This window comes from Stenotrophomonas sp. 62841_Sma, assembly GCF_056482945.1.
This window is the reverse complement of sequence record NZ_CM151224.1, coordinates 1,404,065-1,417,937: the sequence shown is the minus strand read 5'-3', so window position 1 is coordinate 1,417,937 and position 13,873 is coordinate 1,404,065. Positions and strand designations below refer to the sequence as shown.

General features: G+C 48.2%; 11 protein-coding genes. 2 read left to right on the top strand and 9 right to left on the bottom strand.

Annotated elements, in window-relative coordinates; translation table 11 throughout:
• Nucleotides 1–131 precede the first annotated feature (131 nt).
• Together ACZK5G_RS06665 and ACZK5G_RS06660 are read left to right on the top strand one after the other, a co-directional pair.
• On the top strand, nucleotides 132–626 hold the full coding sequence (locus tag ACZK5G_RS06665; RefSeq protein ID WP_478465770.1) for a hypothetical protein: 495 nt from the start codon (nucleotides 132–134) through the stop codon (nucleotides 624–626).
• 114 nt (nucleotides 627–740) lie between these two features.
• A complete protein-coding gene (locus ACZK5G_RS06660) occupies nucleotides 741–1,178 on the top strand; it encodes a GIY-YIG nuclease family protein (RefSeq protein ID WP_157806594.1) in 438 nt (145 codons plus the stop codon).
• Between the two features lie 2 nt (nucleotides 1,179–1,180).
• Here ACZK5G_RS06660 and mobF read toward each other — a convergent pair whose 3' ends face one another.
• The 9 genes from mobF to ACZK5G_RS06615 all read right to left on the bottom strand — a co-directional run bounded on the left by mobF (nucleotide 1,181) and on the right by ACZK5G_RS06615 (nucleotide 13,353).
• Nucleotides 1,181–4,090 (bottom strand): MobF family relaxase, encoded by a 2,910-nt coding sequence (mobF, locus tag ACZK5G_RS06655; protein WP_478465768.1) that lies wholly within the window; start codon nucleotides 4,088–4,090, stop codon nucleotides 1,181–1,183.
• Nucleotides 4,091–4,174: 84 nt separating this feature from the next.
• Nucleotides 4,175–5,827 carry a helicase HerA-like domain-containing protein gene (locus ACZK5G_RS06650; RefSeq protein ID WP_478465767.1) on the bottom strand — a complete coding sequence of 551 codons (1,653 nt, stop codon included), beginning with the start codon at nucleotides 5,825–5,827 and terminating at the stop codon, nucleotides 4,175–4,177.
• A gap of 392 nt (nucleotides 5,828–6,219) precedes the next feature.
• Nucleotides 6,220–7,152 carry a murein L,D-transpeptidase catalytic domain family protein gene (locus ACZK5G_RS06645; RefSeq protein ID WP_478465765.1) on the bottom strand — a complete coding sequence of 311 codons (933 nt, stop codon included), beginning with the start codon at nucleotides 7,150–7,152 and terminating at the stop codon, nucleotides 6,220–6,222.
• Between the two features lie 132 nt (nucleotides 7,153–7,284).
• Complete coding sequence (locus ACZK5G_RS06640; protein WP_478465763.1) at nucleotides 7,285–7,896, bottom strand: hypothetical protein; 612 nt, start codon at nucleotides 7,894–7,896, stop codon at nucleotides 7,285–7,287.
• A gap of 86 nt (nucleotides 7,897–7,982) precedes the next feature.
• Nucleotides 7,983–10,859 (bottom strand): type IV secretory system conjugative DNA transfer family protein, encoded by a 2,877-nt coding sequence (locus ACZK5G_RS06635; RefSeq protein ID WP_478465761.1) that lies wholly within the window; start codon nucleotides 10,857–10,859, stop codon nucleotides 7,983–7,985.
• Nucleotides 10,860–10,871: 12 nt separating this feature from the next.
• Complete coding sequence (locus ACZK5G_RS06630) at nucleotides 10,872–11,390, bottom strand: hypothetical protein (RefSeq protein ID WP_478465759.1); 519 nt, start codon at nucleotides 11,388–11,390, stop codon at nucleotides 10,872–10,874.
• Between the two features lie 79 nt (nucleotides 11,391–11,469).
• Entirely contained in the window at nucleotides 11,470–12,198 is a 729-nt protein-coding gene (locus ACZK5G_RS06625; protein ID WP_478465757.1) for a hypothetical protein, read from the bottom strand.
• On the bottom strand, nucleotides 12,198–12,908 hold the full coding sequence (locus ACZK5G_RS06620; protein WP_478465755.1) for a hypothetical protein: 711 nt from the start codon (nucleotides 12,906–12,908) through the stop codon (nucleotides 12,198–12,200). The genes ACZK5G_RS06625 and ACZK5G_RS06620 overlap by 1 nt, the downstream gene beginning before the upstream one ends.
• A 22-nt stretch (nucleotides 12,909–12,930) precedes the next feature.
• A complete protein-coding gene (locus tag ACZK5G_RS06615) occupies nucleotides 12,931–13,353 on the bottom strand; it encodes a hypothetical protein (RefSeq protein WP_478465753.1) in 423 nt (140 codons plus the stop codon).
• Between the last annotated feature and the right edge of the window lie 520 nt (nucleotides 13,354–13,873).

Sequence of the window (13,873 nt, the reverse complement as noted above, 5' to 3'; positions counted from 1 at the left end):
AATGTGTCGGCAGAAAAGGAGGTGATCTGTATCTCGGCAAGGGTCCTTCGGGGCCCTTGTTCGTTGAACGCACTTGCTAATTTATTTTGAATCATATTAAATCCGATTCACCCTTAAAGAGCGAAGAAGTGATGACTATAAATTTCGACAAGGACACTGTAACTGTATTGCTAAGTATTGCAACAATCCTTATAGCCTTATCGCAAATGAAGATTGCCAGTTCAAAAGCGAGGCTGGATCTGTATAACAAGCGCTTCGCCATCTACACCACAGCACTGGAATATTACCAAGCCCTGTGGGGCAAGACCGACACGCCAATCAAAGCGTGCGAAGCAAACATGATTAAAGCATTCCGTGAATCGAAGTTCTTATTCAAGAGCTCTGATGGAATTTACGAAACGCTGGAGAAGATCAAAGATGCAGGAGCCATGGCTACAGGCATAAAGGACAGAATTGAAATAATGGAAAAAGAAGCTTCTGCAGATGGACGTGTGTTAACGAAAAGTCGGGAAAACAGGTCGGCCGCACTCCAGCGCTTTGAAGACAACCTAAAGACACTTGAACAACAGCTTGAAAAATACCTGCGATTCAAGACGGCCAGCGGGTGGTCTTTTTTACCCTGGTAAACCTCATATATAGCAAAGGGACCTCAGGGTCCCTTTTTTTTATTTCCGAATAACCGCTTGCCATATCTCAGTTTCCGCTTATGTATGAGTTATCAAACATACATAAGGAGACCCATGAGCTGGAAGCGAGATCAAAAGTATCACGTAAGACCACGAACACTCTACGCCTTAATTTTTGAAAATGGACACGTCTACATCGGCCAAACAGTTGACCTGGATCAACGTCAAAAGCAGCACAGAAGTTTAAGAGGCGGATGGGAAGGCAAGCCGTTCGACGTAATCAATCTCGGCTCTGTCAACGCGACAGAGGCTCAAGCGTCGGAATACGAATATGCGTGGAGGATCAATGCAGCGAAAGCAGGTTGGAAGATCTATGCGAAGCCTCCAGGCATTACATGTGATCCCTGGAAGAGAGCAACGCGGCAGAGACAGTATTTAGCCGGAACGTTGTCCTGGCAGATACCACGCAGAAGATTCCCTTTTTTTAAGCTCGCCGCTTTGATGGCGGCAGTATCAATCGGAGCGTCCCTGCTCCTAACTTTGACCTTGTGATTTCAGGAACCAAGCCCGAACACGTTGATTGTCTTTCTCGTCTTCTGAATATTATCAATCCTTTGTCCATCCCGCTTCTTATCCAGACCATTAAATGCCTCGATAGAGCTCCGCAGCTGGCTGAGAGCAATGTGATTTTTATCAATCTGTTTTGCGTCCTTTAAAATACCCTCAGTTGTGGCATTCGCCTTCAATCGCTCCATCCCCATGCGCTCATGAATGCGCTCAATAGTTTCGGTGTCGCCATACATCGTATATTTACCCTTTGTAAGGCGAGTGAAGGCAACTAGAGCACTGTGATTATCCATCATGCCTAAATGAGCAAGATGGAAAACATCCTCTTTACCTTGCCCCTGACTATCATGAATAGTGACGGCATAGTTGTGTCGAATATTATTGAACGAGTCCGTATTGAAACTTACCAATTTCCCATCTTTGGCAGGCGTTTCAGACCTCAACCTAACAACCATGTCATAGCCGCCAGACTTGCCTTTTTCCACACTCAATAGCGTCCCTGAATCGCCATTTACAACCCCTAGGCCCTTTTCATCATTCTTCGTGAAAGCGATACGATCCCCTGGCGACAGATCAATAAAATACTTATCACTCTTATTGACAACCGATACGCTGACCGCAGAAGAATCAACAATACCAGCGGAGGCCATTGCAGATCGTATTTTTTCGTTCAAGTCTCTTACATCTTTCCGCGTGCTGCCGAGAACGAGTCTTTGATCAACACTTGCGCCAGAGGACATGTAGTCTTCAACAAGCGCGTCAATAGCCTGATCGCGCGTATCGTAATCATCAATGCAGCCCCTTGCCTCTAGAGCATCAAATATTGCTTTTCCGTGCAGTAATGTTTCGCTGCGCGACTTTTCACCCTTTTTGTGGTGTTTGATTGATCCGTCAGGTCCCCGGCTATAAAAAAGGCCCGCGATCATCCGATCTTCAGCGTTTTTCTGTCTTCTGATTTCCGTCAACTGAACATCGTCAACAGCCACCTTTGCAAGTGCCATCCCAGAACCAGCCCCAATGGGCTGAAGCTGCATTTCATCACCTTGGAGAATTACTTTAGCTCCACCTATTTGAGCGTATGAAAGCAAACGCCTTGTCTGATCAGCATCTATCATTCCCGCCTCATCAATGACCAGCACATCCTTATCAGTAAGCATCATCATATTTCTGTCAAGCAACGATAACGCCTTGGCTACTGACTTACATGGCATCCCGCTTTCAGCTTCCAACTTTGAAGCCGCCTTGTTGGATACGCAAACACCAATCATGTTGCGTCCATCCGCCTTAAATACATCGCTATAGATATCACTGACACTAGTCTTTCCTGTGCCCGCACCACCTGTAAACACTGCAACTCCACCTGATTTTGAAGTCACATGGATGACGCTATTGCGTTGTTCGCCCGTGACTGTGAAATTCTTTTTCGACTCATATGCCGCGATACATTCCTCAACTTTATTTAGAGGAATTTTCTGAAACTCCTCCTCTTGCCTTGCCGCAACTCCACTTACTATTTCCCTCTCCCACTCCACCATCCACCCTGCGGCATATCTCACCTCCGTGTTACGCCGAGAAAGTGACTCCCCGGCATCGGCAGCTGCAATCCTCTCAGGCGCGATCTCGACCAGCTGCATGCGAGATTTAAATTCCTCCACCTTCTCGATTACATCAGAAAATCGCACTTTCCCTATGTTTTCTTTTGCGATAGCCTCAATAAGATGGCACTCAGTGAACACCGAATCTTTCTTATGAAGACGCTTTAATATTTCTTCATCCTCATCAATCCTCATGTTTTTATCACCCGTAGATTTTAATTGCTGTATAGACGGCACCAGTTCTGCGCGATCCTGTTTGATCTTGTTGAAGGTTTCGGTCCACATGGCCTGCAGTTCATCGAAGGCCGGTTCATCCTTATGTCGCCGGGTTGCCAGGCAAGCTGCTTGACGATCAACCCCATGCTCTAATTCATATTTTAGAATTTCAGCGCGGCGTGTCGAATTGATCTCAATCAATTCTCGACTAATACCTGATATTTCAAAGGACACGTTGCCCGTCTCCTCACCTAGATCATCGACCTCTCGCAACTGCTCAATTCCATACTTAAGCTCTCGCAAGTTCATTGCGAGCTCGCTCTTGTAAATTTGATCAGCAGCTTTTTGATGACGGTATATTTCTTGAGAATCAAAGGTGCCGTATTGGCCATCAACACCTTTCGTAATACCAAAACAAAGATTATGAGTATGAACGCAACAATTCAAATTTCTATTTCCCATGTGATCCGCCTGCATGATGATCATACCTTCGGTCCCGATCACATTGACTCCCTGCTTCCCCCTGCGAGTTTCAATTTTGCTCTCAAGGAACTTCATCGCAACATCGTTTGCTCGCCTATGCGCCTTGAGTATTTCCAGCTTTTCATCATCGTTGCCAAGCGCGAATGCGATAGACACACTATTAGGTGGCGTCGTAACAAGGTCAAAGCCGACCCTATGCCCTCCCTCAGACTTTAGAATTACATTCCCATTCTTATCGAGCTTGGGCTTCCCAGTCTTTCGATCAATCTTTTCAACCTCCCTGGGCTTCTCTCCCGCGTTCTTACAAAGCGGCTCCCCCGTGTAGGGATGAAATCCTTCTGCGAGCTTCAACATCGCCTGCTTATCAACGGGCTTTCCTTCCAGTCCCAAGTCAGCAGCCAATTTTCCTGACCATCGTTGGACAGCATCTGCCTTCTCATCAAAGTAATAAGATGCAAGACCATCTGACGCTGCGAGAGAATTAGCCCTCTCAGCTGCATTCCTCATCCCTTGCGACAGTTCCTCTACTGCGAGCAGGTAGTCAACCACCGCCTCACCATTTTGTTTTTTTCCACGAGCATTGATACGAGCAATAGAAATCATCTTTATCTCCCAATACGCCGTTGTCGAAGCGGCAAACGCGACAACTTCAGTAAAAGGCAAATGACGTTTTTGTAAAGAACTGAATCAGTCTTTTGACTTGTATATCCGCGATGCCTCTCTAGCCAACACGTCAGCTATTGAAAGGCCAATGTCCGCCCCTTCTTCAATCATGCCCGTTGGGTTGGAGGTGACTATTTTTGGCGCTGATCGAGGACCAAGCGTCCACCTTGCTGGAACTTGTCCTGGACGCTGGTTTTCTATTTGGTTACCGGGGAAGTTGAGCAACAGTGGATCTCCGCCCATCTGAACAATTGCGCGAATGCCCCAACCACTGGGCCCAAATGCCTTTCCCTTCCTGAAGCCCAGACGGTCTGTCAGCTCAGGCGAAGAAACGATGGCCCGTGTTTCTTCATGAACAGTTGCGTTGTCGTCATACGTCCTCCAAGCAACTTTGTGCTTACCCAGTGTTGAGGCCAGGTAGTCCCGCGTATCACCGGCCTGCACTTCACAAATAATTTTTGTTGCGACAGTGCTAGAGAACGTCTTAGCCACTTCTCTTGAATAAACAGCTTCCATCTGACTGAAGTCTTGATAGCAGAGCACTGCACACACGCCCTTAGAACGCCCCAGGGTAAGCAGCTGATCGATGTTCAGACGCCCGATGCTCGGCAGCTCGTCAAGAATGAAACCTAGGAAACGGCCCTCCTCGTTGTCTGGGAGCTGTGCTGAGATGATCGACGGAACAGCAACATTGATCATTGCTGCTATGTAGGCCTTGGTAAGGCTCGGATCTGGGCCAGCCTGGACGATGACTTGCTTGCGTCCCTTGTAGCTATCCTTGACCCAGTCAGTCATAGCAAACATGCGATCTGTGCGTGTAGGCCACGCTAGTGCCAGGTCATCAATGACTCGCGTGTAGCCTGCCAACGTAGCCAGGACTGAAGCAGTTGACTGGCTTTCCTCATTCGCGATCAGAGGCGCAGCTTTAGCGTAGTGCTCCTTGAGCATTGGCAGCATTGCAGGAGCGCCCTGGGAGACGGCATGCGCTAGATCCGTCCAGGTCCACTCTGTTCCCCTCGTATTTTGAAGAGAGCGCAATGCACCCGTCAGCAGCTGTTGGGCTGCTATGGTCCAGAACTTACCGTTGCCGCTTTCCTCAGGGATGAGGCTTGCTGCGAATGCTGCAGCCTGGGTAGGTGATCGCACGTCACGCGCAACATCCCACACGTATGACCGCTTATCGAATGGGCTAACAATTATGGGGCGATGACCGACTCCGAAGTCGCCCTTTGCTGTGAAGTCACCCTTTACGTCGTAGATGAAGCACTTCAAGTTGCGTTGAAGCATCTGACGTATCAACGCCATCAAGATGACGGTTTTTCCACTACCCACGCTGCCCGCGATCAGCAGATGCCTCGCCCATCGCTTCTTGGGCAAGATCAGCGCTGGGTGGAGAGCCAGGGGAAAGCTGTCAGCTTCGATCTGCTTCTTGTTGAGGCTTCTTGCTCTGGCTTCTCTCAACGCTTCCTTGCCGTCTAGCAAGCGAGGACCTGACAAATGCCACGTGTTTGAGCGAGGTGTCAGGCCTTTAGCAAAAGACCAGCATGCACAAGCCATAGAGAGTGCTAGCGGGATCCCTACCCTCAAGATGACATGTAAGGGATCGTTGACCTGGCTAAGGTAGTCAGACGCCGCCGCCCCTGCTGATACGCCAAAGGTTGACCAGTTGAATGCCACCGCAAGCGCACCTGTGACATGTAGTGTCCATGGCCCTATCTCAGGTCCTGGAAGCTTCAAGCCTACCCACAGAAGAGACGGCCATGCCGCAAGGAACGTAGCTCCACTGGCAATCAGTGCCTGATCCCAGCGCCTTACAAGAACACTAGGAGCTACATGCGGGGGGACACGCCCAAAAGCGTCAAAGACCTTTTCATTCACAAGTGTTCCCAGGTCTATCCACCATTACTTCTTCTTTTTCTGAGCTGACGCCCAGTTCGCCAAAATAAAGCTAATTGCCGCAGAGATGGTGTATCCATTCTTAGCTGCATATCTTCTAACAGCTGCCTCTGTTTCAGGGGCAACTTTAGACTGCATCAGAACTGATCGTATTTGCTTGTAGTTATTTGTCTTCATACAGACAACCTAAGGCCATGCCTGGATCTGTCAATGAGGCATGCCGCCTCAGTGTTGATAATTGGCGTTGAGATAAATTCACTATCAGGCAAGGCCCAGCTCAAAAATCCAGAAGAGGCTGCAGGATCATTAAAGATAAGGCTTACAGCGAATAGCCCATAGCTATCTTCCAGGCGTCGCGTTGCCTCAGCTAGTAGTCGAGCACGCCTCTTTTCAGCACAAGCGCTGACAAGAGATTGAAGCTCTTCATCTTGACCATCGATGTAAAGATAGGCATTGCTGAGACCTGCCTTTTCCAGCTTGTCCATGGTCCGCTGATTGACCGCAGGGCAGCCTTGACTCCTGCCCACATAGTCATCACGAACGTAGTTAGAGGGATGCAATACCACGGCGCGGTCTCGCGCCTTGCTGTTGAACCTTGCAAATAGACCATCAAGCCGCCTGCTCCATCCATTTTTGCCTTGATATTTTTCAGCGATGCGGTAGAGCCCGAGACTCGTCATGTTGGAGTCCGGGATATTTGAGAATTTTGCTGCCCTACCCTTTGCTGAAATGTCAGAACCAGACCCGTGGGCGACGTAATCCCTTGTGATTAGAACTGGATTGTCAAGGTCACTCACATCAAAAGCCCAAAGCCTTTTAGTGCGAGCTGGCATGTTCATATCTACAACAAGCAGCTTGTCAATTTGCTGTCCTTCTTCTGTAGCGCAGGACATAGCGTCTAACGCTCGCTTGGCAACGCCTCGATCTATTTCTGGAGCAATACTTGTAAGACCAAGTTCTTCAGACTGCTGAAAAATGGCGTTGATCAGATCCTGCGAAGCGATTTGACTATAGGGGTCATTGATAGTGATTGTGCTTGAAAAAGATGCAAATGGCATCGCCAACAATGTTGCGACTATTATTCTCAGATACCTCTCTTTGATCATGTCGTGTCCTCCAATTTTTAAAAGATAAAGGGATAGGGACTTAACTACCCATGTATCTATAAAATCAGAGAATCACGTTTGGTCAAGACACTGAACCAATAAAAAGCCCCGCATCTGCGGGGCTTCTAGTAATCACTGTATTTGTTGCTTAAGCCTGACCTCAGAAACATCCTTTTGCCTCTGTTGTTTCTGCTGTTCTCTGTGCCAGTCTTCAACCTGGCCCAGAGTGGGCTGACCGCTGCCCAGGTGTGCCTGCATGTAGGCATCCTCTTTCTTCTGATGCGCCTTCCAATAATCACTTTCGCTTTGTGCCGTAGCTGCATAGTCTTCTCTTCCGTGTGAGGTTCTTATACGCGCCCTGTTTTCATTCCTATTCTTCCATTCATCTTCCACTTCACTCAATTGAAAGGGAAGGCTGTCACCTTCTTGCTCTCTGCGAGCAGACAACAGTTGACTAAAGCTTTTGCGCTGCGAGTTCTGAACCTCCATAGTTTCCTTCATCTTCCCTTGAAGCCTTTCGATATCCTCAGGACTAGCCTTATTAATTTCTCCAAAAAACTTCTCTTTAGCACTTTCCACTGAAGCGCTAAGCTCAGAGCTTTTTTCAGCCCAGGCTTTGTGTTCGTCTTTCATGAACGCACTGGGCCGATCTGACCTTAAATGCTCATCACGCTCTTTACGAACTTCCTGAAACGCTGCCGCAGCTTCAAATAGTTTATTGCCACCTTTTACTTCATCATTCATAGTTCCTCCGATTTTTGAAATTAAATTCTATAATTACCTACAATTGAATTTGCGCAAGAGGAGGGGAAAACCACCTCCTCTTTCGATCAGGCCACTTTATCCTTCCGCAATTCGTCCGGACCTACATACTGAAGCTTCACAAGGTCAATTCTCTTGCCACCTGCGCGACGCAAGGAAACAATCGCCTTACCCCTCGTTAGCAATGAATTGAACTCTTGATCCTCAAACACATCTACAGTCTCAAGGACTCCCCCCACAGGAACTGTTATATCAGTAAGCATTGAGTTCTCATCAAGCTGACGGGTCTTATTTCCTACCCACTTTCCACCCGCATATATCATTGGGGCAGAAGGAGCGCGAACAATTAGCTTGCCAAATCCACGCTTCAATAGACTTTCCATGCCTGCCCTGTTGGGGTGCTCAGGATCATTTAGCGGACTAAGCGCATAATTCTTCAAAGCTCCAGAGTAATCAATGCCGTTTGAGCGTTGTTTGAATGTAATCAAATCCGCCTTACCAAGCCTTGTCTTTACATATTCATACGTCCCGCTTGATGCTTCTAAGCATAAGAAAGACTGGAATGTATTTGCGAATTTACGCGCCGTATTATCATCATTAAACCGCTCAACAAAACTTTCATATGACTGCGTGGCACAGATAAAGGCGGCTTCCAATGACCTTGAAATGTCGATGAGCTGCAACTCAGCATCACCAACCACGCCCTGGGCCTCATCAAAGAAGAACGCAACACGCGACTGACCCATAGCCTTCCATTCCGCCTTCTTCATACCACCCCGCTTCTTCACTTCGTCATACACACACTGTTTAGCAAAAGCGGTAATTGCTAAACCAGCACGACCATGAATTGTTTCAGGCAAGTCAATTCCAACATTTTTCCAGTATAGACAGGATCTAACATCCTCGCCCTTTTCTAGCATTTTCCAGTGAACTCCATTTTTTCCAGTTAAATACTTACCTCTGGACAATGGTTGAATTCGATCATTGACATTAGACATCCACGAGGAGCGTTGTTCTCCCGCGTTAGGCCAGGTATTCGTGAAGTATGCAATTGTTCCATCCAGCAATGTGCCTTTACCAATATCTGGATGAATTGACTCAGGCATACGTTGCTTCCGCTCGTCTGATGCTCCATAGCCGAGCTCTGCCAGCGCAAACAACATATCCTCAGATGCAACTGGCATTCCATCAACAACGCGAACTTGATTACCCATTACAACTATTTTTGAAAGGGTATCAATGTTCCACAACCACTTCCGCTCTGTAACTGCCTTTGATGCCCAGTATCTAGAGCGTTCAAGAGCAAGCTCCTCCTTGGATTTTGCCTCAGTTGCGTCAACGCCAGCCTTCTCTAATCGAACAGCTTCAAGCCTGTAATAGAGCGCAGCATCTTCGTTTTCAATTGAAGCGTTATGGGAATATTCCAGCATCGCAAGCTCATGGTCACGCAGCGCCTCATGAAGGACAGTCACGTTGTCAATGTAATCCATTGCTCCGTTATCCCAGATTGGGTCAGAACTTGATCTTTTGTTTGAAACCTTGATTGCCTTTAGAGCGTTGTAAACACCTTGAGCATCAAGCCCCTGCATAGGAGCGTAGTCCACACCCGTTCCAATCATTAGATCAATGTAAGCCGATACCTCACCGGCAAGAGCGCCTTTTGCGCAAGCAATGAAGGCTGAGCCCATTTTATTTTCAGTCCACTGCTTGATCCACGGGCGCAGCGTAGACGATGTTTTACCAACGCCTGTAGCTCCGAAAACCAGAATATGCGATGAAACATCAATTGCCGAAAGAATCATCTCCTGGCCCTCGTCGGGGGCATTGGGATGGTGTTTTGCTGTCAACCAACCTTCCGCGTATCCAACTACCATAGTGGGCGATTTATCTGCAAAAGCCTCTTTCGCCTGCAGAATGCGTGGTTCTACATGAACTGTGCTCAGCTTGCCCATGCGGCCCAGTTTGAATGTAATGCCAAGCGCCTCTAGCTCTTTAGCCCTAGAGTTGTAATTGCTCTCAGTGTGGATCATGGGATACAGACTTGCCATGAAGAAAAACGCGAATGGCAACATTGAAGTGGGAAGAACTGCTAGAGACAAAGTCATCACAAGTGTGAAAACAAATGCCAGTTTTGCGCTATAGCGAGCACGCGCCCAGAAACCGCCTATTACTGACGCCTTATATTTTGAGTCAAGCATATTTGAAGCAAGCATCAAAACAAACGCGACTCCCATCACTATTGCTGATAGGGTAGCTAGACTCAAAGACGCAGTTACTACTGACTGAATTCCACCTGCTCTGATAGATCCCAGGAGATTCAAGCTCTCAAGCTGACGCGCCCCGTTTGCGGCCATGGCTGCCAATGCAGCAGGCCCAACAAGCAAGACAAAGAAGCTTTTGACAGCATCAATAATTCCCTCGCCCTGGGCAATGGTTATGAGGAATGGGACCGAGAGAATCATGATCAGGAGCGCGAGTGTCGGGCTAAAGAGCGAAGTCAGGTATGACAAAGCGCCTATGACTGGCAGTGCTCCATACATGAGAGGGGTAGCTGTCGAGTCCCCTCCCCTCACAATGTCATCTGGGCGCAGATACCCTTCAATTGGGTCACCATGCTTTGTCGTAGTGTTGCGAGAGGCCTTATCGCGTAAATCAGCTGGAATCATTGGCCAAAACTGACTGAATTTCTGCATATCCATCCCTTCAGGGACCGTCCAGACGCCATCAATCAACTCAGCCCCCATGCGCTTAACAAGCTCCTCGCGCTCTGGCTCAACGACAAGCTGATTTGAAGGAATGCGATCAGGCACGTCATGGCGGCCAGTAATCAGATCTGCCACCTTGTAAGCCTCTTCAAGCATACGTGTGTGAGACTGCGGCCCCTTGCTTTCTTTTTTTGACAAAAGCAGCTCAGTTTTATCAAGCAATTTGTAAAGTAAACTCATTTATTCCTCCTGCTAGTATTTTGATTGGCACGATTTAGCAAGCGACATAGTTGCCGGATTTTTCTTATCTGCAGTTCCATCAATCAAACTTCGCGCGAGTGCTTCGCAGCTCTGAGTTGTAGGCGCAACCTGACCGTTGTTAGAAGCCATGACCCTCATCTCATTCCGTGCTCCGCCCTTAATTGCTAAAACTCCAGATGCAGCAAGGCAAAGCGCGAATGTAATTAGCGCTGTTGCGATGAATTGAGCTTTTCCTGCATAGCGTTCTTCTGCGTAGCGAGTTGGAGCCACGAGCCTGCTACCCTCTTCCCATTGCTTTAGTCCGAGTTCCGTCCTGGGAGGCCGCCTATCAATCACTAGGTGGTAGTAGCTCGACTGCAAGTCAGGGTGAACGTCTTCTATTCCCTTTGTTTCAACAGGGCCCAGCAGCAAGGTTCCCCAGAAAGCAGAAAAGCGACTCCCGAAGCGTGGCCGGAAATCGCTTTTGTATTGAGTAAAAATTAACGAAAGCGCTCTATCTAAAACTGACATTCTTTAATCCTCCATTTTTCTGGTAAGTGGTTTACCTATCCAGAAATAGCAGAGAATTTAAAGTGCGCAAGCCCTTCAATTAAAGATCCAACTCTTTAATTTGGTCAATCTTGCTCTGCCAGGGCTTCCCAGCCTCCACTCTTTCAACCTCAGCTTTAATTTCTTTATCAGATGCAGGAGGCGGTTGATACCGTTGAATGGCACGAGGTGCGGCAGCAGGTGCTGGGGCAATTACTTGAGCAGGAACAGCGTTTTGAGCACTCCCTTTATCCTCATCCACTGAACTGCGAGGAGGTTGCGCAGGTTCAAGGGGTGGAGCTTCTTCTATCGCAGGAAGTTCCTGAGGCATTGCTTGCTCTGGATGTTCAACGGGCTTCCTTTCCTCTTCCTGCACTCGCCCTGGCACTTGATTAGTGACAGGCGGAATGTATAGGCCCTGCGGTGGAGCAATAGCGATAGCAGGAGCAGGCGCAGCTGACCCCGATTTATCGCGCATGAGATTGAATGCGATAATTCCAGCGCCCGTCAACAGAACAGCTCCCACGCATATATATAGACTCTTCTTACGAGCTCTACTCAGAGTTATGTTTGGCAATCCTTTGAGGGAGTTGTCAGCAGCCTCTGGTGTCTGTTTGATTATTCGCTGGCTTGCTTTAGCAACCTTCTTCACCACCGGCTGGGCGTGTTCCATCACACGCTCTGGGACGACAGGAGCTGGCTCAGTTATCGAACTACCTTCAACACCTCTATCTACTCCCAGACTCGCTTCTAACCTGCGCAGCTCTCTTTCACGCTGAATGTCGTTCATCACTTGCCTCCCTTTGCTAGCGAAGTGATTACGAGCTTGTGCGATGCGCTGCGCCCGCACTGGTTGTCTACTAGATGCCTATCAAGAGCTCCGCGCTTATCCAGTTCACTTAGAAGCGCAAGACAAGCCGGATTGGTCCCTTCAATCCTGATATCAAGCTGACCCTTTGACCCCTTGAAGAGGTTCGAGAGCTTTTCCATTGTCTCTACTGTCTTAGCGTCCATCGCTAAAAGATCAGATGCTTCATATTCAATTTCGATTGACTTCATTGCCTCCTGCTGTCTTCCAGCTCTGTCTGTATGCTGTTCGGTTTCAACCTTGGCCTTCATGCCAGCCCGCTTTGCTGCCTCCTCAACTTGTCTTGCCTGCGCAAGCTGCTGCTGAACTGATTGAACTCCAGCTCCTACAGCGGCAGCAGCACACGCGCGTAGATCCAGGCCACCTGAAAGCAAGCTCATCACTGCTCCAGCCGCACAGCCTTTGGCTGCATCAGCAGTGAGCCTTTTCCCATCCACCCTCTGTGCTTTCTGCTGTTGCTCATGAACCTCAACAGGAGGCAGCTCAGTTGGCGATGCAACTTGCTCCGCTGTGTGTTGCCCTGTGAGCCGTTCCTTTTTATCCCGCATCCAGTCTTTGACGCCTGCATTAGCTATGCAGGTCAATGACAATGAAATTGAAAGACCAAGTAGTGCTGCTTTGTATATTTTCATATTCCCCTCCAGTGTTAGTTAGTTAAATTTGTTTTCCATCGCCGGGATAAAATTCAGTCCCAGGACCTCTGGGTATGTTGCGGCCAGGAGTCGTAGTTGCGCTTTTATTGCCTTCGAACAATTTAGACAGCTCCTTTACGAGCAGCTGCAGGAACTCTTCATTCCTGGCTAGAGATGTTGAAGCTTCATTTCTCTGCAACTCCAAGTGATTGCTGGCTTGCGCTGCCATATCTCTTCTTGAGCGAGCTGTCTCCATCCTTATCTCAGCAAGCACTTCATCAAGCCCCGACCTCGCCAGCATCATTTGATCCAGCAATTTCTCTCTATCAAATTTTTCTAAAACAGCCTCTCTCGCAAACTCAGAGAATGACTCGCCCTTCGCCATCAACTCTGCAGTGATGCGCGAATAGTCTTTAGGCTGCATGTATATTTTTATCGCCCTCATTTATTTAATCCTCCATTTACCCTTTTACAATCAATAACCCAAAATCAGAATTGCGCAAGGCCCTCCGAAGAGCGTTGACATTAAAGGGAAATCAGGATTGAAAGAGTCCAGCAAGGGCCTTTGATGTAGGCCCGCCGCGCAGCATTGGCTTCCAAAGGCTTTGGAAATTAAAAGGGCCCCTTGAGGGGCCGCTTTTCAGAAACACTTCAGTGCGTGAAGTGTATTATTAGTTTGCTCTTGGCGACGATCCATCAGACAAGAACACAGGCAAACCAAACGACAACCTCCGGTGGCCCCAAGAAAAACTAAAAGCCATCCTCTTGCGCATATGGGAACCCCTGCTATCAATGAATGTGTAATCCAATTGATAGCTCGGGAGGAAAACCACATGTGCCACGCCTTTGCTTACGCCCTCACCCTTGATGATGGCTCACTCAATTCTTCAAGGGGCGCTAACATTTTTTATGTTTGCCATTCAGCACTCAATGAAGAACGCGCCTTACGATCATTAAAATCAGCT